Genomic DNA, 24,101 nt, shown 5'->3' with positions numbered 1-24,101 from the left:
GCTCAGCCGCGGAAGAAGCCGACTCCGAGGTCCGGATGGTCGACGAAGACCCCGTCTACTCCGGTGCTCGCGATGACGCCCCACTCCGCCTCGTAGTCGCCGTAGGCGCTCTTGCCCCCTGCCCCGCGGAACTCGGGGGCCAGGAACCGGTTCTCCGGGCGGCAGGTCCAGGTGAAGACCGTGAGTCCTCGGGCATGGGCATCGGCGACGATCGTGTTGCCCCTCGCCAGCAGCATCCGCTTGTCGACGCTGATGCCGTCGACGACACCGGCCAAGGCATCGAGGCCGCTCGCCGTGACCGCCTCATTGTAGGTCTGCCCCGCGGCACCGTGCGCGACGAGGAGATCGTAGGGGCGCCCGGCGGCTTCGATGAGGTAGACGTACGATGCCGCGACGCCGAGCGACTTGAGCTGCGCGAGCACCGTGGATTCGAAGGACTCGACGATCAGCGGCAGCTCGCCGTCCGCCCAGCCGGCCTCGCGCAGATCCCGCGCGATCAGCGGCGCCAGGTCGAGTCCGATGCTCGCGAAGTAGGTCGCGTGCTTGACCTCGAGGACCACCCCGATCTCCCGCCCGTGCTCCGAGGACCCCTCGCGCACGATGTCGAGCACGTCACGGAGCCGGAGGATCGCCTGCGATCCGTCGAAGCTCGCACTCGCCGCCCGAACCTCGGGAAGACGCTCGCGGCTGCGCAGCGTCGTGAGCTCGGCCCAAGTGAAGTCCTCGCAGAACCATCCGGTCAGGGCCTCGCCGTCGACGCGCTTGGTCGTCCTGCGGTCGGCGAACTCCGGATGCTCGGCCACGTCGGTGGTGCCGGAGATCTCGTTCTCGTGTCGCACGATCAGCACGCCGTCCTTCGTGGCGACGACGTCGGGCTCGACCGCATCCACCCCCATCGCGAGCGCGAGTTCGTAGGAGGAGCGACTGTGTTCGGGACGGTAGCCGGGCGCACCGCGGTGCCCGATCACGAGAGGCGATTTCCTGGGCACGCTCTCAGCGTAGGACACCCTGATGAATCCGCATTCCGGCTATCGTTGAGGAAAGAGACCTACAACCCACTTTGGAGTGAGGCCCACATGAGCAACTTCGCCTTCAACAACCCGGCGTTCCAGCAGCAGGATCCGCGGAATGTCGCGACCTACCCGGGCGCGCCGCAGGGCGCTCAGGGGGCACAGGCCGCATCGTTCCAGCACGGCACCATGGACGCCGCTGCGAACGCACAGCTGGAGGGCATGTACGCCGCTCCGCCCGCCGGCGCCATCGAGACCGACCGGATGTCGGTCGAGGACACCGTCTGGAAGACCGCCGGACTCTTCGGCATCCTGCTCGTCACCGCGGCCGTCGGCTGGTTCCTGACGCTGGGCGGCGTCGCCGCTCCCGTCCAGAACCCGTACGACCAGTTCCAGCCGAACCTCCTGCCGTGGATCGTCGGCGCGCTCGGTGGGTTCGTGCTCGCGATGGTCATCTCGTTCACCTCTCGCAAGAAGGTGCGTCCCGCGCTGATCTTCGCGTACGCCGCGTTCGAGGGCCTCTTCATCGGTGGCATCTCGGCGTTCTTCGAGGTGCTCTACCCCGGAATCGTCTTCCAGGCCACCCTCGCCACCGTCTCGGTGGTCGGCGTGACCCTCGCCCTCTTCGCCAGCGGCAAGATCCGCGCGTCGAAGAAGGCCACCAAGATCTTCATGATCGCCATGGTCGGCTACCTGGTGTTCTCCCTGCTCAACGTCGTCCTCACCTGGACCGGTGTGCTCGGCGAGGGTGCCGCCTTCGGACTCCTGAGCAAGGTCGAGATCCTCGGCATCCCGCTCGGCGTGATCATCGGTGTGCTGGTCGTCATCATGGCCGCCTACTCGCTGGTGCTCGACTTCGACCAGATCCAGCAGGGCGTGCGCAACGGCGCTCCCCGCAAGTACGGCTGGCTCGGCGCCTTCGGCATCATGGTCACGGTCGTCTGGCTCTACGTGGAGATCCTGCGGATCATCGCGATCGCCCGCGGCAACAACTGACCTCCGGTCAACTGACCTCCGGTCGCTCGACGAGGCCCGTCTCCTTGCGGAGGCGGGCCTCTTCGCACATCTGAAGGTCTCAGCGCAAGGGGTTGGCTGATAGTCAGCTGGGAGGGCACAGTGGATCACACGAGCCCTGGCACCCTGGGGCTCACGAAATAAAGGAGCTGAACATGAGCTTTCTCGGATTCCTTCTTCTCGGCCTCATCGCCGGCGCGATCGCGAAGCTGATCCTTCCCGGCAAGCAGGGCGGCGGATGGTTCATCACCCTTCTGCTCGGCGTCGTGGGAGCGCTGCTCGGAGGATGGCTCGGAAGCCTGATCCTGAACCGTCCCCTCACGGAGTTCTGGGACCTGGGCACGTGGCTCCTCGCCATCGGCGGCTCGATCATCGTGCTGCTGATCTACGGCCTGATCGTCGGTCGCGGCAGCAAGGCCCGCAGCTGATACGACAGCATCATCGGAGACGCCCTCTTCCCGTCATCGGGGAGAGGGCGTTTCTCTGTCTGCGGGTCAGTGCGCTGAGGGCGTCGCCGCCTTGGCCTCGAGCAGCGCACGTTCACGATCGTTGCCCGCGAGAGCCGCGGCGACCGCGAACTCGCCCCGCGCCTCCTCCTCACGTCCGAGACGCCGCAGCAGCTCGGCGCGCGTCGCCGGAAGCAGGTGGTAGCCGGCCAGGGCACCGGATGCCGAGAGCCGATCGATGATCGCCAGAGCGGATGCCGGGCCCGTCGCCATCGCCACGGCCGCGGCCCGGTTGAGCTCGACGACCGGCGATGGCGCGATGCGACCGAGCGCCTCGTACAGCAGCACGATGCGGTCCCAGTCCGTGTCGTCCACACTCGCCGCGACCGCATGGCACTCGGCGATCGCGGCCTGCAGGCCGTAGGGACCGCGCCCGGAGCCGAGGGCATCGGCCGTGGCGAGGGCCGCCCGCCCGCGCGCGATACGACTGCGTTCCCACCGGCGACGATCCTGATCGGCGAGCAGCACAGGGTCTCCCTGCGCATCCACGCGGGAGGGGAACCGCGCCGCGGTCAGCTCCATGAGGGCGAGGAGGCTGTGCACGTCGCGCTCCCGCGGCATCAGCGCCGCGAGCACACGCGTCAGCCGAATGGCTTCGAGACTCAGCTCGGGGCGCATCCAGTCGCGGCCGCTGCTGGCCGCATGCCCCTCGTTGAAGATCAGATACAGCACGCCGAGAATCGACCCGAGCCTGGCCGCATGCTCCTCGCGGGGCGGCATCTCGAAGGGCACGTGCGCGGCGGCGAGGGTCTTCTTGGCTCGCACGATGCGCTGCTGCACGGTCGCGGTCGGCACGAGGAACGCCCGTGCGATCTCCTCGCTCGACAGACCGCCCACCACTCGCAGGGTCAGCGCCACCTGCGCCTCCCGCGAGAGCACGGGGTGGCACGAGATGAAGATCAACCGGAGCACGTCGTCGTCGACGGCATCCGGGTCCCAGGGAGGCGCGTCCGCGGCCTCCGCCTGCTCGCGCTCCAGGTCGTGCGCGATCACCGCCATCCGGTCGTCCAACCGCTCACGGCGGCGCCAGCCGTCGATCGCCCTGCGCTTCGCGACGGCGGTGAGCCATGCGGCGCCGTTGCGGGGCACCCCGTCGACCGGCCACTGATGCAGAGCATCCACCAGCGCCTCCTGCGCGAGGTCCTCTGCGAGGCCGAAGTCGCCGACCACGCCAGTGAGCGTCGCGACGATCTTCGCGGCCTCGATGCGCCACACGGCGGCGACGGCGCGCTCCGCAGCACCCGTACCGGGTGCGGAGCGCGCCGTCTCGCTGTCGTCGGTCATCTCACTGCTGGGCCCGGCGCGCCTCTTCCTCCTCGCGCCAGCCCTTCTCCTTCTCGATCCACTCGTTGTCGGCCGGGAAGTCGGACTCGTCGGTCACGCGCCGCACCTCGAGGAACGATCCCTTGCCGAGGGGTGCCCGGCTCGCCCACTCCGCCGCCTCTTCGCGACTGGACACCTCGAGGATCCAGAAGCCGTTGAACAGCTCCTTCGTCTCTCCGTAGGGGCCGTCGGTGATGAGCGGCGTCTCGGCGCTGAAGTCGACGACGAAGCCCTCGGCGGCATCGCTCAGGCCCTCGCCCGCAGCCAGCACGCCGGCCTTGATCATCGACTCGTTGTAGGCGCCCATGGCCGCGATGACCTCCTCGAAGGGCATCTCCTTGTACGCCTCGACCGCGTCGTCGTTCGAGCGCATGATCAGCATGTACTTCATGGTGTTCTCCTTGGTGGGTGGGGCCGCTTCTCGACCCTCTCACTGAAGACGTCGAACGGGAACACCCCGGATCGACATCCTCGACGAAGAATTCTGAGATCTTCTCCGAGCGCGGTCAGCCGAGCTCGTCGACCGCCGCCTGGATCGCCTCGGCAGAGGCCCGGAGCAGACCCAGCTCGTGCTCGCTCATCGGGGTCTCCGCCAGCGGCACGGCTCCGGCCGCCCCCACGACCGACGGCACCGACAGCGCGACACCGTCGATGCCGTACTCGCCGGCGAGCACCGTCGCCACCGGGATCACGGCCCGCTCGTCGTGCAGCACGGCCTCGGCGATGCGGGCGCAGCTGACGCCGATCGCGAGGTTCGTCGCGCCCTTGCCCCGGATGACCGCGTACGCCGCGTCACGCACCTCGATCGCGATGTGGTCGAGCTCTTCCGTCGTGAACGGCTCGTCGGCCGGCCAGTCGAGGATCGGCACCGAGCCGATGGTCGCGTTCGACCAGAGGGGGAACTCCGTATCGCCGTGCTCGCCCACGATGTCGGCGTGCACGCTCGCGGTGCTGACATTCGCGCGATGGGCGAGACGCCACCGCAGCCGCGACGTGTCGAGCACGGTGCCGGAGCCGAACACCCGATGCGGCGGAAGCCCCGAGACGCGCTGCGCGACCACGGTCATCACATCGGCCGGGTTGGTGACGATGATGAACACGGCTGACGGCGCCCGCTCGACGAGCTGCGGCATGAGCGTCTCGAGCAGCCGCGCGTTGATACCCGAGAGCTCCATACGCGTCTGCCCGGGCTGCTGCTTGGCCCCGGCCGTCACCACGATCACGTCACTGCCGTCGACCACGGAGAGGTCGGATCCCCCGCTCACCGCCGCCGAGGTGAACTGCGTGCCGTGCGCGAGGTCGAGCACCTCGGCATCGACCTTGTCCGTCGCGATGTCGTAGAGCGCGACCTCCGCCGCGCTCCCCCGGATCAGCGCCGCATACGCCACGCTCACCCCTACGCTGCCTGCACCGATAACCGTGATCTTCGTCCGCGCCGTGGTCATACGCTCATCCTGCCCGAAATACCGCGAACGGGCACGGACCGTGATGGTCCGTGCCCGTTCGATGTCACCGGCGCGAGAGCGAAGTCACTCCCAGTGCCACCAGTGCCTACGCGAGTGGGAGCTCCTGCGTCACTCCCACTCGATGGTCCCCGGCGGCTTCGAGGTCACGTCGAGAACCACGCGGTTGACGTCGCGGACGCCGTTCGTGATGCGGTTCGAGATCTTGGAGAGCACGTCATAGGGCAGACGCGTCCAGTCGGCGGTCATGGCGTCTTCACTCGACACCGGACGCAGCACGATCGGGTGACCGTACGTGCGGCCGTCGCCCTGGACGCCGACGGAGCGGACGTCGGCGAGCAGCACGACCGGGCACTGCCAGATCTCCTGGTCGAGGCCCGCCTTGGTCAGCTCCTCACGGGCGATCGCGTCGGCCTCACGCAGGATCTCGAGTCGGTCCTGCGTGACCTCGCCGATGATGCGGATGCCGAGCCCCGGTCCCGGGAACGGCTGGCGGCCGACGATCGCCTCGGGGATGCCGAGCTCGCGGCCGATCGCCCGCACCTCGTCCTTGAAGAGGGCCCGCAGCGGCTCGATGAGCTCGAAGTCGAGGTCGTCGGGCAGCCCGCCGACGTTGTGGTGGGACTTGATGTTCGCGGTTCCCGCACCGCCGCCGGACTCGACGACGTCGGGGTACAGCGTGCCCTGCACGAGAAACTTGACGGGGGCGCCTCCCGAGGCCTTGGCCTCGGCCACGAGGTCGAGCTGCACCTTCTCGAACGCACGGATGAACTCGCGCCCGATGATCTTGCGCTTCTCCTCCGGGTCGGTCACACCCTGGAGGTGTCCGAGGAACGTGTCTGCCGCGTCGACCGTGATCAGGCGGACGCCGGTGGACTCGACGTAGTCCTTCTCGACCTGCTCGCGCTCGCCCTTGCGGAGGAGTCCGTGATCGACGAACACCGCGGTGAGCTGATCGCCGATGGCCTTGTGCACGAGAGCCGTCGAGACGGCGGAGTCGACACCGCCCGAGAGCGCGGAGATGACGCGCGCGTCGCCGACCTGCTCGCGGATGCGCTCGATCTGCTCGGCGATCACGTTGCCGCTGTTCCAGTCGGACGCGAGACCGGCGCCCTTGTGCAGGAAGTTCTCGAGCACCTGCTGGCCGTGGTCGGAGTGCTTGACCTCGGGGTGCCACTGCACGCCGTAGAAGCCGCGCTCCTCGTTCGCGAACGCGGCGACCTTCGTGGCGTCGGTCGTCGCGAGCACGTCGAAGCCCTCAGGGGCCTTGGCGACCTGATCGCCGTGACTCATCCACACGTTCTGCTCGGCCGGCTGGCCGCCGAGCAGCGTGCCGCCGTCACCCGAGATGACGGCATCCGTCGCCCCGTACTCGCGGAGGCCGGTGTTCGCGACCTCACCTCCGAGGGTCTGCGCCATGTACTGGAAGCCGTAGCAGATGCCCAGAGTGGGAACACCGAGCTCGAACACGGCGGGGTCGAGACGCGGAGCGCCCTCTTCGTACACCGACGAGGGACCACCCGAGAGGATGATCGCGACCGGGTTCTTCTCGGCGATCTCGGCGGCCGTGGCGGTGTGCGGCACGATCTCGCTGTAGACACCGGCCTCGCGCACTCGACGGGCGATCAGCTGCGCGTACTGCGCGCCGAAGTCGACGACGAGCGCGGGGCGCTGCTGGGTCTCGGACTGTTCGGTCACCGGACACCTTCCGTGGCAGGGGCGGAGGCCTCGGCGGCCTCGCGGGTGGAGAGATAGGTCTTGACCTCGCGCGCCACGACCGCCTCCATGAAGAAGGAGAGCAGCGGGACGATACCGCCGAGGGCGAGCAGGATGAATCGCGGGAACGGCCAGCGCATGAGGCTCCACACCCGGAAGCACGCGAAGAGGTACACCACATAGAACCAACCGTGCGCGACCAGGATGAACAGCGACAGGTTGACGCCGTCTCCCAGAGAGGTCATCTCGCACGAGTTCGTCCACGGTGCGAACAGCGACCACCATTGGCAGTCGGGTCCGGCGAGCACCCCGGCGAACCAGAGCGGTCCGCCCGAGCCTCCCGCGAAGAGTTCGAGGTGGATCGGCGTGTACTTGAGCACCATCTCGGCCAACAGCAGGAGCAGCATGACTCCGGTGATGATCGACGCGATCTGGTAGAACTTCAGCGCACCACGGATCGCCGGAAAGCTGGCGACTTTCGGTTCGGGCATGACACCAGTCTAGCCGGGGAGAATCCGCGCCGATTCCGGCTCAGGGGGCCGGCGGACGAGCCACGAGAAGCTCGCCGCGGCCGCTCGCCTCGAGCGCTCCCGCCGCATGCGGGACGAGCAGAGCGGAGCCCGCCGGAAGCGGCTCGCCGCCGATCTCGACGCGACCGTCGCTGACGACCACGATCGAGAATCCCCGGTCGATCACGGCGACCCCGTCGACCGGCAGTCGCTCGAGTCGGAAGTACTCGTCGGCGGCCGCAGGGAATGCCGAGCCGGATGCCGGCGCCGTGCTCACGAGCGCGCCGAGGTCGGCACTCGCGCGCCCCCGCCTGGTGACCGCGGCGAGCGCGACGTCGAAGCCGAGACCGAGGTGACCGAGGGTGGCACCGTCGATCGCGAACCCCTGCCACTCGAGGAGGATCGACAGGTCTTCGGGCTGCTGCAGTTCGAGGAGGAGGACGCCGGCTCCGATCGCGTGCAGCTCCCCCGGTGGCACCCAGACGACGTCGCCGGCAGCCACCTCGATCTCGTGCAGCAGGCCGAGCAGCGCAGTGACGTCCTGCCGCTCGACGAGATCGGCGAGCACCGCGGCATCCACGTCCTCCGCCAGCCCGACGTGCACCGTGCCGCCCTGCAGGATGTACCAGGCCTCGGCCTTGCCGTGCGCACGTCCGAGATGCGTCGCGGCGAAGTCGTCGTGCGGGTGGGCGTGCACGGGCAGGCGCTGCCCGGCATCGAGCAGCTTCACGAGGAGCCGCGTGTCCGCTCCCCAGCGCGCGACGTGCTCGTCTCCCAGCCAGGACACCGGATCCTGCTCGATGGCCGTGCGCAGCAGCCGGCCGTCGGGAAGCGTGGTGAGACCGAGCTCGGGCTCGCCGTTGACCGTGGTCGTCGATCCGATCCAGTCCTCCGGCTCGCGGGGCGCCGCCCCCTCTTCGCCACGGAAGGCGCTGATGCGTGCACCGCCTCGGTAGAAGCGCTCGGCGGGTCTGTTCGACGGCAGCAGGACGGGATTCATACGCTCTCCTTCGATCGCACGACACCGGCGAGGAATCCGCCGACGAACGTGTCTCCGAGGCCCACGGTGGTCGGGTTCGCGACGTCCAGCGAGAACGCCGCGACGCCCACGGCATCGGGAAGAGCAGCCTCGACGGCGACGACGAGGGCCTCCCCTCCCCCGTGACGCGGCATCGCGGCCGTGTCGTCGACATCGGCGGCGGTCAGGCCATCGCCCACCCGGTAGCGTGTGGCGGCGACGCGGACGGCGGAGTCGAGCGCGGAGCGGTGCCGACCCGCATCCGGCCCCGCGGCGATCGCCCAGTAGCGTGTGTGCACCACGAGCGCGCGAGCGGGGATGATCATGTGCACCTCGCGGAGGGCGCGGATGACGTCGGCTGTGTCGAGCAGATTCACCGACCTCCCGAGGTACTCCTGCAGTTCGTCCTCGTTCATGCCGTAGACGTCGATCTGCGGCAGCAGCCGGGCTCGCACGGTCTCGGCGAAACCCCGCGTGTAGAAGCCCGCATCCTCGTAATAGACGAGAGCGTCGCCCGGCAGAGTCGACATCGCGCGCTGCAGCTCGACGAGTCGCTGCTCGAGCAGGTCGTGATCCTGCATCGTATTGAAGCCCGAGACGAGGAAGACTCCCGCGCTCGACAGGGACGCGGCGAGATCGGCCGAGAGCAGCATCCGCCGGTTGGGGGGATCGTTCGCGAAGATCAGGCGGTTGGGCGCGGGCGACAGCACCTCGCCGTCGGTGAGTCGCACGCGCGCACCGACCGGATACTGCACGATGAGGTGCGGATCGAGGGTGTCCTCGGTCGCCGAGCAGATGTAGCCGATCGACTCCGGAAGGAGTCGACGGACGTTGGCGTCGATGCTCACCAGGTGCTGCACGCTCGGGAGGCCGAGGGCGTCGAGGACGAGCCCCGCACGCACCCCGGTTCCCCCGAGGGTGATCTCGTACGCGAAATGCGAGACGAAGTCCTCGATGACATCGGACGAGGCGACGAACCGCTCCGCCCCGGTGCCCGAGGCGACGAACGCGAGCACCGCCACCAGCAGCGAGCGCTCGTCGGTGATCGGCGCCGTGGCCGTCAGCTCGTGGCGTCGCACGCCGTGGGCCTGCGCGAGCCTGTCGAGAACCGAGGCGTCCCAGGTGAGCTCATAGTCGACGGTGCCGCCGAGTCCGAGTACGAGCGTTCTGTCCACGTCGCCGATCATCCTCCGATTGTCCGCAGCTCAGTAGAGCGTGGCCTTGCCGTCTGCGCCGAACAGCTCGATCTTCTCTGCAGCGGTCGCCTTCATGGCCTCGAGCGCGGCCGGCTGGATCGCGTTCGGCTCGCGCAGACGACGGTCGGTGCCCAGCACCTCGCGCATGCGGTCGTGGTACGAGACCTTGATGTCGCTGGAGATGTTGATCTTGTTGACGCCGAGGTCGACCGCGCGGCGCAGCTCGGCATCCGGGTTCGACGAGCCGCCATGCAGCACGAGCGGGATGCCGACCGCCGCCTTGATCTCCTCGAGCAGGTCGTGACGCAGCTCGGGGTTCCTGTCGCTCGGGTACAGCCCGTGCGAGGTGCCGATCGCGATGGCGAGGCTGTCGACCCCGGTCTCCTCGACGAAGCGCACCGCGTCGGCGGGGTTCGTGTAGATGATCTCCGCCGCACCGGACTCGCCGTAGCTGTCGTTCGCGCCGATCGTACCGAGCTCGCCCTCCACCTGGATGCCCACCGCGTGCGCGGCGTCGACGACCTTGCGGGTCAGCGCGACGTTCTCGTCGAACGGCAGCAGCGAGGCGTCGATCATGACCGAGGTGAAGCCCGCCTTGATAGCCGTGATGATCTGCTCGTAGCTGCCGCCGTGGTCCCAGTGGATCGCGACGGGCACGCTCGAGCGGTGCGCACGGGAGTGCATCGCGGCGATCAGGTCGGTGGTGATGTGGGACACCTCGTCGGGATGGATGGCGATGATGACCGGGGCGGCCTTCTCCTCGCTGATGTCCATGATCCCGGTGAACATCGCCCAGTCGCTGATGTTGAAGGCCGGGATGGCGAAGTTGTTCTCGTTGGCGACATCGAGGATGGATCTGCCGGTGTAGAGCACGTGTTTCTCCTGTTTTCGTGGTGGTCGGATGCGTCGGCGCGACGTCAGCTCTTCACGGACCCCGCCGTGAGACCGCTGATGAAGTACCGCTGGAAGAAGAGGAAGAGGATGAGGACGGGAATGGAGCCGAGCACGCTCATCGCCATGATCTGGTTCCACTCGTACGAGTGCTGGCCCATGAGCAGCTGGATGCCGATGGGCACCGTGCGCATGTCGATCGTGCGCGTGAGCGTCAGCGCGAACAGGTACTCGTTCCACGCGATCATGAAGGTGTAGATGCCGACCGACACGATGCCCGGGATCGAGATCGGCACCAGGATGCGCCACAGGGCGGTCATGGACCCGGCGCCGTCGACGCGGACGGCCTCGTCGAGCTCCTTCGGCAGGGTGTTGAAGTAGCCGGTCATCATGATGATCGCGTAGGGCAGCGTGAACACCATGTAGGTGAGGATCAGCCCGAGGTAGGAGTTGTAGAGCCCGAGAGCCACCATCAACCCGAAGTACGGGATCAGCAGGGTGATGGGCGGCACGGCCTGCACGCTGACGATGACGACGTTCAGGATGCGCTTGCCGCGGAAGTCGAAGCGGCTGAACGCGTACGCGGCCTGGATCGCGACGAGCAGCGTCAGGATCGTGACGGAGCCCGCGACGACGTAGCTGTTCAGGAAGAACCGCATCGTCTCGGGATTCGTGAAGATCGCGATGTAGGCGTCGAACGAGAACGTGTCGGTGAGCAGTCGCGGCGGCAGCTCGAAGATCTGGGTGTTCGACTTGAACGAGCTCGACAGCATCCAGAGCACGGGGCCCGCGGCGAACACGGCACCGAGGATGAGGCCGATCATCACGCCGGTCCTGGCGACGCGGCGCTGGTTCTGAACCGTGAGAGCCATGATCAGTCCCTCGCTTTCTGGTGACGGACGTAGAAGACGGCGAGCACCATCGACATGAGCAGGACCAGCACGGCGGAGGTCGCCGCGAGCGAGAAGTCGTACTTGGCGAAGGCCAGCTTGTAGGTGAAGGTGCTGAGCACCTCGGTCACGTCGATCGGTCCGCCGCCGGTGGTCATCCAGATGAGGGCGAACTGCTGCGAGGTCCAGATCAGATCGAGCAGCACCAGGCTGACGATGATCGGACGCAGCTGAGGGATGGTCACGTTCCAGAACCGCTGGATCGCCCCCGCGCCGTCGACTGTGGCGGCCTCGTTCAGCTCGTTCGGGATGCCCTGGAGGCCGGCGAGAAGACTCACCATGAAGAAGGGGTAGCCGGCCCAGATGTTGATGAAGATGATCGTCCCGAGCGCGAGCTGCGGGGAGGCGAGCCATTCGATGTCGGTGTTGAGCAGGAAGTTCACGACACCGTTCGGGGCGAGCAGCATGCGCCAGAGCACGGCGATCACGGCGACCGTGAACAGCCACGGCAAGACGTACAGGGCCCGGAAGAACGACCGTGAGAACCGGCCGAGCAGAGGGCTGTTGAGCATCATCGCGAAGGCGAGTCCGAGCACCAGGTGAGCGACCACGCTCGTCACCGTGAAGAGGATCGTGTTGCCGGTCGCCTTCCAGAAGCGCGGGTCCCCGAGGATCTCGACGTAGTTGCCGATGCCGACGAACTCGGGCGACTTGTTCAGGATCACGTTGTCCTGGAACGAGTACCCGACCACCATGACGATCGGCACGATCATCAGGACGAACAGCAGGATGATCGTCGGAGAGAGGAAGGCGTACGACTCGGTGGTCTTGCGCAGCTGCCGCCTGCGCCGGGACATCGGAACCCCGGTGACGATCACCTCGGTGTCGTCGACTGTTCTCAGACTCATGGGAAGCATGGCTCCTTGGTTGGTCGGGTGCCGCATCGCATCGGGAGCGATGCGGCACCCCGTTCATTCGGGAAGCGGGTGATCAGAACTCCGCTTTCCAGGCCTCCTGCGCGGTCTTCAGCGCATCGTCGATCGACTGCTGCCCGTCGAACGCGGACTGCAGCTGCTCGCCGAGCTGACGCATCAGCTCTTCGGCGACCGGGAGGCCCGTGAACTCGTTGGCCGGGTATCCGGCCTGGTAGATCTCGAACGCCTGGGCGAACAGCTCGTCGTCCTCGACGAATCCGGGAACGGACGTCGAGTTTCCGGGGAACGCGTTCGCCATGGTCGAGAGCTCCGAGTTGGTCTGCTCGCTCATCAGGAACTCGACCAGCTTGAACGCGGCCTCCTTGTGCTCGGAGTTCTCGGCGACGCCGATGCCCCAGGAGGCGTAGGGGATGCCGCGCTCGCCGTCGTAGCCGTCTTCGGCGGGCAGCGCCGAGATCGAGAACTTCAGGTCGGGGTTCGTCTCACGGATCAGGTTGATGTGCGCGAGCGAGTCGATCATCATGCCGACGCGGCCGTTGGTGAACTCCTCGACCTTGTCCTGCTCCTTCATGGTGAAGGATCCCGAGGCGATCGAGCCGTCGTCCCACATGCCGCCGATGAAGTCGACCGCCGACGTGACGTCGTCGTTCGTCAGATCGGGCTGGCCGTCCTTGAGCATCGAGCCACCCGACGCCCACACCCACGACATGACGTCGTTCTGCACGCCGTTCGGCGCTTCGAGGGAGAGCGGGAGGACCCAGCCCGAGACGTCGCCGCCGAGGGCCGAGACCTTCGACGCGGCATCCGCGAACTCCGTGCGGGTGGTCGGCGGGGCGGTGACGCCCGCGTCTGCGAGGAGGCTGTCGTTCGTGAACATCGGGTACACGAAGTTCACGACCGGGATCATGTAGGTGCTGCCGTCGACCTGGATCTGGCTCGCCAGCTCGCTGTCGTCGTAGTCGTACTCCTCCATGAGGGCGCTCAGGTCGGAGATGACACCCTGGGAGGCGAAATCGTTGACCCACGCGCCGTCGAGACCGACCACGTCCGGCATCGTGCCGGATGCCGCTCCGGCGAAGAGCTGCTCCTTGGTCGATGCGTACGGGCCGCTCACGAGTTTGACCGTGATGCCCGGGTTGGCCTCTTCGAACTCGTCGATGAGCGCCCGGAACTCACCGTCGGGGAGCTCGGGCTCCCACCACTGGGCGAACTCGATGGTGACGTCTCCGCCATCGGATCCATCGGTTCCGCTGTCGCCTGCCGCGCACCCTGCCACGGCCAGGACTGTCACGGCTGCTGTCGCTGCGCCGGCGAGCTTCAGAATGCGTCGCCCTCGCCCCACTGTGATCATCACTTCTCCTCTTCGAGATCGTGCCGCACAGCGCTTCAATGCTCGTTCGTGCGGTTTTGAGCCATGTTATGCCGACATTTGCAGGAACGTCAAGCATTTCCTTCGGACTCACCGGCTGGAGAGGGCGAGGAATTCACCTCCGCCCCCGTATCGACGCGGCTTTTCGACAGTATGCTCCGCGCATTCGCGATGCGGATTTATGCCGAAGTCTGCCGATTTTTCATTCGAATGTGCTAGAGATGAGTGCATGGAAGCAACCGCACCGGCGCCGAAGCGCCGACTCCCCGCGGGCCGCAAGGCCGATCTCGCCGCCTTCGTCGAGCAGGCCGGGGAAGTGACGGTGGGTGGTCTCGCGGAGCATTTCCGCGTCTCGATCGACACCATCCGCCGCGACCTCGACCAGCTCGATCGCGAGGGAGTGGTCGTCCGCACGCACGGCGGCGCGGTCAGCGCCGAGGCGCAGCTCAAGGACCGCGCGCTCGACGTGCGTCTGCGGATGCAGACCGAGGAGAAGGAGAAGATCGCCCGCCTCGCCGCGGGGCTGATCGACGACGGCGCTGTCGTCATGCTCAATGCGGGCACGACCACGCTCGCGCTCGCCCGCGCCCTGCGCAATCACCGCGATCTCACCATCGCGACGAACAATCTCCGGATCCCGGCGGAGATCTCCCCCGCGGTGTTCCGTGATCTGTATGTGTTCGGCGGGGCGGTGCGAGCGATCACACAGGCGACGACCGGCCCCGTCACCTTCACCATGACGCCGGGCGGACCCGAGGTCGACATCCGGTGCGACCTGGCGCTGATCGCCGTCGGGGCGATCGACGCGGCGGGGTTCTCGACGTCCAACATGGGTGACGCCTCGATGATGGCCGAGATGATCCAGCGCGCCGAGCGCACCGCCATCCTCGCCGACTCGTCGAAGTTCGGTCGTCGGCTGTTCGCGCAGGTGGCCACCCTCGACCGCGCGGACTATCTCGTGACGGACGCCGCTCCGACCGCCGATTTCGCCGCCGCTCTCGCCCAGGCTGAGGTCGAGGTCGTCAGCCCCTGACGCGGTGACCTCAGGGACTGACGACACGAGCGGCTGCGCCGCCGGGCGGTGATACCGCCTGAACGGCCTCGATGTCTCTCAGACGGCGTCGAGGTCGGTCTCGAGCAGGGCCGCGAGTTCGTCGAGCGCCTGCTCCGCGCCGTCGGCCTCGGAGCGCAGGGTGACGGTCGTGCCCTTCGACGCGCCGAGACCCATGAGAGCGAGGATGCTACCCGCGTTGAGCTCCGCTCCCCCACCCGCCGAGATCGTGACGGGGATCCCCTTCTCCTGCACCGCCGCCACGAACAGCTTGGCCGGACGTGCGTGCAGGCCGGAGCCGCTGGCGATGATCGCCTGTCGTTCTACCATTTCGGTCTCTCCTTCGTTTCGTTCGCCGGTGCGAGTGCCGCGCCGGTGGTCAGGCCGCCGCAGCGACGAGGGATGCTTCGCGGGAGGTCTTCGACCGTGCGAAGCGCTTCAGTCCGATCACGGCGAACGCGCTCACGAGGGTTCCCGCCACCAGCGCGAGCAGGAAGCCCCAGATGGGGTCGATCGCGAAGAAGACGAAGATCCCGCCGTGCGGGGCGAGCGACTGCACGGACAGCGCCATGCTCAGCGCACCCGTGACCGCACCGCCGAGCATCGACGCGGGAATCACCCGGAGCGGGTCGGCGGCCGCGAACGGGATCGCCCCCTCGCTGATGAACGATGCGCCCAGCAGCCACGCCGCGACGCCGTTCTCGCGCTCGACGGGCGTGAACAGACGGCGATCGAGCACCGTGGACGCCAGCGCCATCGCGAGCGGAGGAACCATGCCGGCGCACATCACGGCGGCCATGATGAGGTACGGCGTGGGGTTGTCGGTCGATGCGGATGCGAGACCGGCCGTCGCGAATGCGTACGCCACCTTGTTGACGGGACCGCCGAGGTCGAAGCACATCATGAGTCCGAGGATCACGCCCACCAGGACGATGCCCGAGGTGCCGGCGAGACCGGTCAGCCAGTCGTTCAGCACGAGCATCAGCCAGGCGATCGGCCGTCCGAGGAACAGGAGCATGAGGCCGGAGGCCGCGAGCGATGCGAGGAGCGGGATGATCACGACCGGCATCAGGCCACGCAGCCATCGGGGAGCATCGATGCGACCGATCGCCCACGCCACCGTACCGGCGAGGAGTCCTCCGACGATTCCGCCGATGAAGCCGGCGTTCATGAGCACCGCGACCGCACCCGCGACGAAGCCCGGCGCGATGCCCGGCCGGTCTGCGATCGCGAACGCGATGTATCCCGAGAGCGCCGAGACCAGGAACCCCATCGAGGTGGCGCCGATCACGAAGAGCACCGAGCCGATGTACTGGCCGAGACCGCCCGCGGGGAGGTCCCACAGCGCGTTCTCGAGGATCACGGTGAACGCCTGGTTGTCGGTGTTCACTCCGTAGCCGCCGAAGAGGAAGCCCAGCGCGATGAGCAGGCCGCCACCCGCGACGAACGGGATCATGTAGCTGACGCCGGTGAGCAGGATGCGCTGGATCCGGCGGCCCATCGACTGCGGAGCGGCGGTGGACGAGGCACCGGATGCCGCCGAGGCCGCGGCTCCCGTGACCCGCGGCGACGACGGGTCGGCCGCCGCGGCGATCGCCTCGGCGATGAGCTGCTTCGGCTCCTCGATGCCGCGCTTGACGCCCGAGCGCACGACCGGCTTGCCGGCGAATCGCTCCTGTTCGCGCACATCGACGTCGACCGCGAAGATCACGGCGTCCGCGTCGTCGATGACGCTCTGCGGCAGCGGCTTGTATCCGCTGGAGCCCTGCGGCTCGACGACGAGGTCGATCCCCTGCTCTCGGCCGGCAGCCGTCAGCGCGTCGGCGGCCATGAAGGTGTGGGCGATGCCGGTGGCGCAGGCGGTGACCGCGACGATCTTCGCCGACGAGCGCTCACCGGCGGTGGGCGGCGTGGGCGCGGAGGCCGGCGTGACGTCTTCCGCGACGGCCGCGGAGCCGGCCGCAGGCGCGGCCGCAGGCTCGTCCGCGATCGCGGCGTCGACGATGCGCACGACCTCGTCGGCTCCGCGTGCCGCGCGCAGGGCACCCGTGAACTCGTCCTGCATGAGACTGCGCGCGAGCTTGGACAGCATCGCGAGATGCGCCTCGGCGGCGGTGTCCGGAGCCGCGATGAGGAAGACGAGATCCGCGGGGCCGTCCGGGGCGCCGAAGTCGACTCCGGGTGCGAGTCGTGCGAACGCCAGGGTGGGGATCGTCACCGACGCGCTCTTCGCGTGCGGAATCGCGATGCCTCCGGGAAGGCCCGTCTCGTCCTTCTGCTCGCGGGCCCAGGCATCGGCGAAGAGCCCCTCGCCGCTGCTGGCGCGACCCTGCGCGGCGACCCTGTCGGCGAGGGCGCGGATGACCGCCGCTTTGTCGGTGCCGAGCGGCGCGTCGATGCTGACGAGCTCGGCGTTGATGGTTTCGGACATGATGACCTCCAGTGGTCGTCAGTGATCAGATCGATCGAACAGAGATGTCGTGGTGCCCGAGGTCGGCCGGTGTCGGCACCTGTGTCCCCGGGAGCGACGCCGCGGCGGCGCCGTAGCGGATGGCGGATGTGAGCCGGGCCGCCGCATCGGCGCCGGCGCGATCGGCGAGCAGGTAGCCCGCGAGCGAGCTGTCCCCCGCGCCGACGGTGCTGACCACGCGGATGCGCGGAGCCACGGCGAACCAGGCGCCCTGCGCCGTCACGAGCACCGCGCCGGCACCGCCGAGTGTGATGAGTGCGGCGGCGACGCGTGCGGGGACGATGGCGCGGACGCTGTCCATGATCCCTTCGGGACTCGTGCCGTCGACGGGAGTGCCGAGGAGTTCGGCGAGCTCTTCGTCGTTCGGCTTGATGAGATCGACCGCTCCGTGCGCGACGACCTCATGGAGCGCGGGACCCGACGCGTCGACGGCGATCCGCGGCGCGCTCGCGCCCCGCCGATCGCGAACCGCACTGATGACGTCGACATAGAACGAGGCGGCGGCCGAATCGGGAAGCGAGCCCGCGAGAACCAGCCAGTCGGCATCTGCGCTCGCCTCGACGACCGCGTGCACCACAGCCGCCGAGTCCGCGCCGCTCAGCGGGCTCCCCGGGAGGTTGATCTTGGTGGTGACCCCGTCGGGATCCGTGATCGCGAGGTTCGTGCGCACCTGCCGGGCGACGGGAACCGGGACGGTCGAGATGCCTGAGGCGGCGAGCGGGACGCGATAGGGGTCGTCGGTCGCGAGCGGGAGCACCGCCAGGGTGTCGACGCCGGCGGCCGCGACCACGCGCGAGACGTTGACGCCTTTTCCTCCGGCCTCCTCGCGCGCAGAGCGCGCCGCCTGCACCTCGCCGGGTCGCAGCGCGGCATCGAGGGCGATGGTCCGGTCGAGCGCGGGGTTGACGGTGAGGGTGACGATCATGCGAGCCACACCTCCACGTCAGCGTCCGCGAGCTCTGCCGCCAGATCCGCCGGCGGCTCCGCATCGGTCACGAGCACATCGATGTCGCGCAGAGACGCGAACGACACGAGCAGTTCCCGGTCGTGCTTGCTCGAGTCCGCGACCACGATCACGCGACGTGCGGCGCGGACGATGGCGGCCTTGACGGATGCCTCGTCGGGATCCGGGGTGCTCAGGCCGAACCCGGCCGAGATGCCGTTGGCTCCGATGAACGCGATGTCGGGGCGCAGCCGGCCGATCGTCGCGACCGTCTCGGCCCCGACCGCTGCGGCCGTGACCCCGCGGATCCGGCCGCCGATGACCGTGAGCGAGATGCCCTCGGCGACCGCGAGGACGGGGGCGATCGTCAGCGAGTGCGTCACCGCCTCGACGCGCGCTCGTGATCCCTGCGGCACGGGCGTCGCACGGGCGGAGAGTCCCTCCGCGACAGCTGCAGCAGTCGTGCCGGCGTCGATGAAGACGGATCCGTGGAAGTCGGATCCGAGCGCCGCGAGCGCGCGGACGGCGATCGCCCGCTTCGCCGGTCCGTGCTGCTGGATGCGCTCGAGGACCGAGGCCTCGTTCGTGCTGTCGTCGTCCTTCGCGACGGCTCCCCCGTGCACCCGCACGAGCGAACCCGCCTCCTCGAGAGCGGCGAGATCGCGTCGGATCGTCTCGGTCGTCACGTCGAACCGCTGCGCCAGTTCGACGACGGACACCCGTCCGTCGTCTGCCAGGATCCGTTCGATTCCCTGCTGGCGCTCCATCGCGTACATCGCTGCTCCGTTGCTGGTGGAAAACTTTCCCACACGATACAACAGAAAACCAAACGAAGACAAGTGTCAGATGTTGTTTTCCCTGCGCTGCATCGAGACATGCAGGCATGACGAAGCGGGCCGGGGGATCACTCCCCCGGCCCGCTCCTCATCGCATGAGATCAGAACCAGCCGTTGATGAGATCCCAGAGCCAGTCGATGATGCCGCCGATGATCCCGCCGATGCCGCCCGCACGGTTGACGGTGACGGTGGCCGTGGCCTCATCTCCGTCGGCCTGCGACACCGCGACCGTGTACTTGCCCGGCTGCGCGTTCTTCGGCACCGTGACCGCGGTCGAGAAGCTGCCGTCAGCCCGGACCTGCACGGTTCCGACCTCGAGGGGCGCCCCCTTCTTCGGCCGCAGCTCGACGGTCACGGTCTCGCCCGGTTCGTAGCCCTCACCGGTGATCTGCAGCTTCTTGCCTGCAGCCACCTTCGACGAACCGAGGTCGATCGCACCTGCGAACTCCGCGGGCTTCTCATCCGCGATCGTGAACGGCACCGTCGCGGTGGTTCCCGTCCCCGCGACGGCGACGGTGAGCTGCTGCTCGCCGAAGACGCCCGACGGGACCGTGAAGGTGAGGGTCGCGCGCCCGACCTCATCGGTCGTGTCGACGATCGTCGGATCGACCGCGCCCGTCGCGAGCTGGGTGCCGCCGAGCGAGAGCGTCACCTCTCCGGGAGCCTGCTCCCCGGCGCTGAACGCCAGCGATGAGAGAGCGACGGTCACCTGGTCGCCGGCGCTGTAGCCGTCGGCATCCGGTGCGCTGACCGAGACGCCCACCGCGCGCTGCGCGAGGTCGGGGGTCGCCGTCTTGTTCGCGTCGAACCAGTCGACCATCGACTGCAGGTCGATCTTCCCGGTGTCGCGCTTGCCCGAGCCCTGCGCGAAGGTGGAGAAGTTGTCTCCACCCCCCGCCAGGAACGAGTTGGCCGCGACCGTGTAGTTCGCCGCCGGATCGATCGCGGTGCCGTCGAGCGTGATCGAGGTGACCCGTGAGCCCTGCGCCGCGGCGGGGTCGTACGTGTAGACGAGTCCCTCCGAGACGCCGAGCTTGAGGAACGGACGAGCGGAGCCCGCCGGCTGCCACTGCTCCTCGAGCACGCTCTTCAGCTGCGCACCCGTGAGGGTCAGAGTCACCAGGGTGTTGGCGAACGGCTGCACCGTCGCCGCCTCCCGGTAGGTGACGTTGCCGTTCGGGTCGTTCGCGTTCGACGAGGCGTAGGCGAGGTTGGCCCTGATGCCGCCCGGGTTCATGAGCGCGATGTCCGCGCCCGTCGACCACTTCTGCACATCGGCCACGAAGTTGCCGATGGTGGACTCGCCGCCTCGGTTCTCGGACCCGTTCGTCTGACGCGCGCGGTTGAAGTCGGCGGTGATGTCTCCGACCTTGATCGCTCCCAGCACGTCTGCGTCGGCCTTCGCCTTCGCGACGATGTCGGCGACCTCCGGCACGGCCGGATACAGGGCCTGACCGTTGGCCGTGAGCGGCTTGATCTCGTTCGTGATCGAGATGAGCTCCTTGGTCTTCGGATCGACCTGGAGGTTCATCAGCCCGAGGTTCTCGCCGTACTGGCCGGCCGAGATGACGGGACGACCGTCGATCACGTGGTTGTACGCGAGGTGCGTGTGCGCCGACACGATGGCGTTCACGTCCTCGTCGACCCCGTAGACGATCTCGCCGAGGGGCGAGTCGGGCGTGATACTCGACAGCTCGGTGCTCGCGGCACCCTCGTGGACGAGGAGGATGACGACGTCGGCCTCACCGTTCGAGCCGTCTCCGTCGCGCAGGTCGTCGGCGACGGCATTCACCGAGTCGGCGATGCTGCGCACCTCGAGATCGGCGATGCCCTCGGGCGACACGAGCGAGTCGAGGTCTTCCGTCACGGCACCGATGAAGCCCACCTTGACCCCGTCGAGCTCCTTGACCCAGGCCGGAGCGAGCGCGGGCTCGCCGGTCTCGGTGAGGAACACGTTCGACGAGATGTACTCCCAGTCCGCGCGGTCCTGCACGCGGTCGCGCAGATCCTCCCAGCCCTGGTCGAACTCGTGATTGCCTGCGGCGCTGACATCGAGACCGGCCGCGTTGAGCGCGTCGATCGTCGGGTTGTCGTCGTTGATGAACGAGGTGAACGTCGACGCGCCGATCAGATCGCCGACACCGGCGAAGATCGTGTTCGGGTTCTCGGCCCGGAACTGCTGCACGGCTCCGGCGACCACCGCGGCACCGGCCGCGGCCCCGTCGGCCTCGATGCGACCGTGGAAGTCGTTCATCGTGACGACGTCGATGCTCACCGGGGGGATCTCGGACGAGACCCCGACGATGATCGGGTCGTGGTCGCTGGAGCGGAACGGCGTACCCGCCTCGGTGGCGCCGAACGCATAACCGCGGTCGCTCCACTCCGGCGAGTTGATGCTCCAGACGCCTGCGCCGGTGATCGACGCGGCGAGCGAGGGCGACGCGAGCACATGGTCGAGCGAGCCGAGCTCGCCGTCGAACGAGTACGTGTGCTGCTCCGGTGCCTTCTCCCGCGCGACGTCGCTCCACCCTGCGGAGGTGAAGAGGTCGATCGGATCTTCCTTCGCGTAGGCGTTGAAGTCACCGATCAGCAGGATGTCGCTGCTGCCGGTGGTCTCCTCGATCTCCTCGGTGAAGTCCTGGAGCGAGTTCGCCTGCTTCACGCGATCGGCGTTGAAGAAGCCCTGGCCGTCGGCAGGTTCCGCACCGCCACCCTCGGGCGCCGACTTCGACTTGAAGTGGTTCGCGACGACCGTGACGACGCGGCCGTCGACATCGAACGCCTGAGCGATCGGCTCGCGCGCGTTGCCCCACACGGACTCGTCGGTCACGGTCAGGCTGTCGCCCACGGTCTCGACGGCATCCTTCTTGTAGATGATCGCGCTGGTGATGAAGTCCGTCGTCGCCGCGTCGTTCAGCTCATCCGGGGTGCGGACGTAGTCCCACTCCTCGGCACCGAGCGCGTCGTTGAGGCCGTCGACGAGATCCGCGAGCGCCTCGTCGAGCGAACCGCCGAGCTTGATCGAGTTCTCGATCTCCATGAGCGAGACGATCTCGGCGTCCAGGCCGTTGATCGCCGCGACGATCTTGGACTTCTGGATCGCGAACTGCGCGGCGTCGGCCGCGCCTCGGGCGTTGGAGTTCTCGCTCTTGAGCGTCGTGAAGTAGTTGAAGACGTTGAACGACGCGACCTGCACGTCGCCGCCGACCTCGGGTGCCGAATCGGCACGAGGGTTGGTGGCCGTGAATCCGGCCTTCTGCTCGGCGGGGGTGGTGCTGTCGATCGGCACGACCGGCTGCAGGCGCCAGTCGTCGAAGCCGTACTGCAGCACGTAGCCGGTGTCGCTGAAGTCGACCGTGTCGCCGTTGCGCACGACCTGCTCTTCGGTGAAGTAGGGCTGACCGTTCGGGTGCCCGCTGTTCGTCACCTGGATCGACCAGGCGTCGTCGAGGAGGATCCGGTTCGCACGGTTGGCCGCCGCGATCGCGGCCGCCTCGTCGCCGGGGCGGGCGAGCTCGGTGCTCTTGACGTTGAGGTCGTCGCCGGCGTTGAGCCACAGCGTGCCGAAGTTGTAGAGCTGGTGGCTCGACGCGAGCCGGTAGGTGCCCGCCGGCGCGACGTACATGTTCTCGTACTGCTCGCGATCGGCGCCGACCACCGTGTCGGGCAGCGGCGTGAGGGCGGGCACACCGACCCCGGCCTGCACGACCGAGACGCCCGCGAGCACGCTCGGGTTGATCTGGGTCTGACCGAAGTATTCACTGACCGAGCCCGTGACCGAGACGAGGTCGCCGATCGCCAGAGTCGGGGCGAGCGCGTCGAGGTAGACGAAGACGCCGTCGGAGGCTCCGGGTGTCGCGTCCGCGTCTCCGCCCGAGCCCTGGGTCTGGATGACGATGCCCTTGTACCCGCCGGTGCGGAAGTCGGCCGTCACGACACCCTCGACCGTGACCGTCTGGCCGTTCAGCGGCGAGACGTCGGTCGTGCCCTGCACCTCGGCGATCGACGCCGTCACGGGGTCGGTGCCGGGGTCGGTGCCGGGGTCGGAGCCGCCGGTGTTCTGAGGCGTGATCGAGGCGGAGAGCGTGAAGTCGACGCTGTTGTCGTCGGTGTCGACGCCGCCGGTGCGGGTGAGCGACTTCACGTCGGTGTTCCCCGTGGGCGGAGTCGCGGCCTTGGTCTCGAACGTGTTCGAGGTTCCGTACCCGAGCACGTCGACGACGCCGTCGACCCCCGCGACGGAGCCCGGGGTGAGGGTGACCGGCGCTGTGCCCTGCACGAGCGCGAGCGTGCCGTTCGTTCCGCTGGGGTTGAGGGTGCCCACGGCGTCCGCCGTCGGCAGAGCCGCGCCGTTCGTGCCGTTGCTGCCGCCCTGCACGAGGTAGTGCCCACCGGCGGGGATCGTGCCGCTGAGCGGGGCGACCCCGCTGAACGCGGCCGTGCCCGTGGCGGAGCGGTACTGCAGCGAGAAGCCGTCGAGGGACACGGGCTGGGTGGTCGGGTTGTACAGCTCGACGAACTTGTTCGTGAACGCCGCGCCTGCACTGCCTCCGGAGAGGTAGGCCTCGTTGATGACCACCCCCGTCCCGGTGACGTCGGCGGAGGCGGGGGCAGCGATCAGGGCACTGGCACCCAGGGCGGCGACGCAGGTGGCGGCGAGGACGCCGACGCGCCCCCGACCTCTGCGATCTGAACCGGGAACCTCGTGGTTCGCGGCGGCGGGAGCGGACATCATCGGTGTTTGTCTCCTCGGGTGTGGTCTGGCGACGGCTCTCGTGAAACCGCGTCTGTGCGGGCTCTCAGCTGACGCACATGTGAGCGAGCATACGGAGGCCCTCGGACAACCTCAACGGAGTTTTCCCATTGGTCACCCAGCGCTCACCGATTGGCCCGACCGACCCCTGACGAAGGTAGAAAGCACGACGGGAACGCGCTCGGATGCGCGCCCGAGCGTGCGCGG

Annotated in this window: 20 protein-coding genes; 3 read left to right on the top strand and 17 right to left on the bottom strand. The window is 68.2% G+C overall.

Annotated elements, in window-relative coordinates; translation table 11 throughout:
* Positions 1–2: 2 nt before the first annotated feature.
* The gene (locus tag HWD99_RS02505; protein WP_241794652.1) at positions 3–989 is read right to left on the bottom strand and encodes a glycerophosphodiester phosphodiesterase family protein; all 987 of its coding nucleotides are present in this window, start codon (positions 987–989) and stop codon (positions 3–5) included.
* Positions 990–1,076: 87 nt separating this feature from the next.
* Here HWD99_RS02505 and HWD99_RS02500 point away from each other — a divergent pair, with 87 nt between their 5' ends.
* Both HWD99_RS02500 and HWD99_RS02495 read left to right on the top strand, forming a co-directional pair.
* On the top strand, positions 1,077–2,006 hold the full coding sequence (locus HWD99_RS02500; protein ID WP_241794651.1) for a Bax inhibitor-1/YccA family protein: 930 nt from the start codon (positions 1,077–1,079) through the stop codon (positions 2,004–2,006).
* Between the two features lie 173 nt (positions 2,007–2,179).
* Positions 2,180–2,452, top strand: a complete 273-nt coding sequence (locus tag HWD99_RS02495) for a GlsB/YeaQ/YmgE family stress response membrane protein (RefSeq protein ID WP_045279323.1) — start codon at positions 2,180–2,182, stop codon at positions 2,450–2,452.
* Positions 2,453–2,518: 66 nt separating this feature from the next.
* Here the strand turns inward: HWD99_RS02495 and HWD99_RS02490 are convergent, their stop codons facing one another.
* The 11 genes from HWD99_RS02490 to HWD99_RS02440 all read right to left on the bottom strand — a co-directional run bounded on the left by HWD99_RS02490 (position 2,519) and on the right by HWD99_RS02440 (position 13,822).
* A complete protein-coding gene (locus HWD99_RS02490; protein WP_241794650.1) occupies positions 2,519–3,814 on the bottom strand; it encodes an RNA polymerase sigma factor in 1,296 nt (431 codons plus the stop codon).
* Position 3,815: 1 nt separating this feature from the next.
* On the bottom strand, positions 3,816–4,244 hold the full coding sequence (locus HWD99_RS02485; protein ID WP_241794649.1) for a YciI family protein: 429 nt from the start codon (positions 4,242–4,244) through the stop codon (positions 3,816–3,818).
* A 115-nt stretch (positions 4,245–4,359) separates the two neighbouring features.
* A complete protein-coding gene (locus HWD99_RS02480) occupies positions 4,360–5,298 on the bottom strand; it encodes an L-lactate dehydrogenase (protein ID WP_241794648.1) in 939 nt (312 codons plus the stop codon).
* 129 nt (positions 5,299–5,427) lie between these two features.
* Positions 5,428–7,014, bottom strand: a complete 1,587-nt coding sequence (gene guaA / locus HWD99_RS02475) for a glutamine-hydrolyzing GMP synthase (RefSeq protein WP_241794647.1) — start codon at positions 7,012–7,014, stop codon at positions 5,428–5,430.
* Positions 7,011–7,523: a DUF3817 domain-containing protein gene (locus HWD99_RS02470; protein ID WP_241794646.1), complete on the bottom strand. Its 513-nt coding sequence runs from the start codon at positions 7,521–7,523 to the stop codon at positions 7,011–7,013. The genes guaA and HWD99_RS02470 overlap by 4 nt, the downstream gene beginning before the upstream one ends.
* Before the next feature lie 40 nt (positions 7,524–7,563).
* Entirely contained in the window at positions 7,564–8,541 is a 978-nt protein-coding gene (locus HWD99_RS02465; RefSeq protein WP_241794645.1) for a class I mannose-6-phosphate isomerase, read from the bottom strand.
* On the bottom strand, positions 8,538–9,734 hold the full coding sequence (locus HWD99_RS02460) for an ADP-dependent glucokinase/phosphofructokinase (protein WP_241794644.1): 1,197 nt from the start codon (positions 9,732–9,734) through the stop codon (positions 8,538–8,540). Before HWD99_RS02460 ends, HWD99_RS02465 begins: the two co-directional genes overlap by 4 nt.
* A 30-nt stretch (positions 9,735–9,764) precedes the next feature.
* The gene (locus tag HWD99_RS02455; protein WP_241794643.1) at positions 9,765–10,628 is read right to left on the bottom strand and encodes a ketose-bisphosphate aldolase; all 864 of its coding nucleotides are present in this window, start codon (positions 10,626–10,628) and stop codon (positions 9,765–9,767) included.
* Positions 10,629–10,672: 44 nt separating this feature from the next.
* Positions 10,673–11,518 carry a carbohydrate ABC transporter permease gene (locus HWD99_RS02450; protein WP_241794642.1) on the bottom strand — a complete coding sequence of 282 codons (846 nt, stop codon included), beginning with the start codon at positions 11,516–11,518 and terminating at the stop codon, positions 10,673–10,675.
* Positions 11,519–11,520: 2 nt separating this feature from the next.
* Positions 11,521–12,444, bottom strand: coding sequence for a carbohydrate ABC transporter permease (locus HWD99_RS02445; protein ID WP_241794641.1), 924 nt, complete (start codon positions 12,442–12,444; stop codon positions 11,521–11,523).
* 82 nt (positions 12,445–12,526) lie between these two features.
* Positions 12,527–13,822: a sugar ABC transporter substrate-binding protein gene (locus HWD99_RS02440; RefSeq protein ID WP_241794640.1), complete on the bottom strand. Its 1,296-nt coding sequence runs from the start codon at positions 13,820–13,822 to the stop codon at positions 12,527–12,529.
* Between the two features lie 247 nt (positions 13,823–14,069).
* Between HWD99_RS02440 and HWD99_RS02435 the strand changes: the two genes are divergently transcribed.
* Entirely contained in the window at positions 14,070–14,873 is an 804-nt protein-coding gene (locus HWD99_RS02435) for a DeoR/GlpR family DNA-binding transcription regulator (RefSeq protein WP_241794639.1), read from the top strand.
* A gap of 78 nt (positions 14,874–14,951) precedes the next feature.
* Here HWD99_RS02435 and HWD99_RS02430 read toward each other — a convergent pair whose 3' ends face one another.
* The 5 genes from HWD99_RS02430 to HWD99_RS02410 all read right to left on the bottom strand — a co-directional run bounded on the left by HWD99_RS02430 (position 14,952) and on the right by HWD99_RS02410 (position 23,876).
* Positions 14,952–15,221: an HPr family phosphocarrier protein gene (locus HWD99_RS02430; protein ID WP_241794638.1), complete on the bottom strand. Its 270-nt coding sequence runs from the start codon at positions 15,219–15,221 to the stop codon at positions 14,952–14,954.
* Between the two features lie 49 nt (positions 15,222–15,270).
* Entirely contained in the window at positions 15,271–17,322 is a 2,052-nt protein-coding gene (locus HWD99_RS02425; RefSeq protein WP_241794637.1) for a fructose-specific PTS transporter subunit EIIC, read from the bottom strand.
* 25 nt (positions 17,323–17,347) lie between these two features.
* On the bottom strand, positions 17,348–18,286 hold the full coding sequence (locus tag HWD99_RS02420) for a 1-phosphofructokinase family hexose kinase (RefSeq protein ID WP_241794636.1): 939 nt from the start codon (positions 18,284–18,286) through the stop codon (positions 17,348–17,350).
* On the bottom strand, positions 18,283–19,080 hold the full coding sequence (locus HWD99_RS02415) for a DeoR/GlpR family DNA-binding transcription regulator (protein ID WP_241794635.1): 798 nt from the start codon (positions 19,078–19,080) through the stop codon (positions 18,283–18,285). Before HWD99_RS02415 ends, HWD99_RS02420 begins: the two co-directional genes overlap by 4 nt.
* Positions 19,081–19,241: 161 nt before the next feature.
* The gene (locus HWD99_RS02410; RefSeq protein WP_241794634.1) at positions 19,242–23,876 is read right to left on the bottom strand and encodes an ExeM/NucH family extracellular endonuclease; all 4,635 of its coding nucleotides are present in this window, start codon (positions 23,874–23,876) and stop codon (positions 19,242–19,244) included.
* Positions 23,877–24,101: the final 225 nt, after the last annotated feature.

This window comes from Microbacterium sp. C5A9, assembly GCF_022627955.1.
Taxonomy (GTDB): Bacteria; Actinomycetota; Actinomycetes; order Actinomycetales; family Microbacteriaceae; genus Microbacterium.
This window is presented reverse-complemented; position numbering and strand designations above follow the sequence as displayed.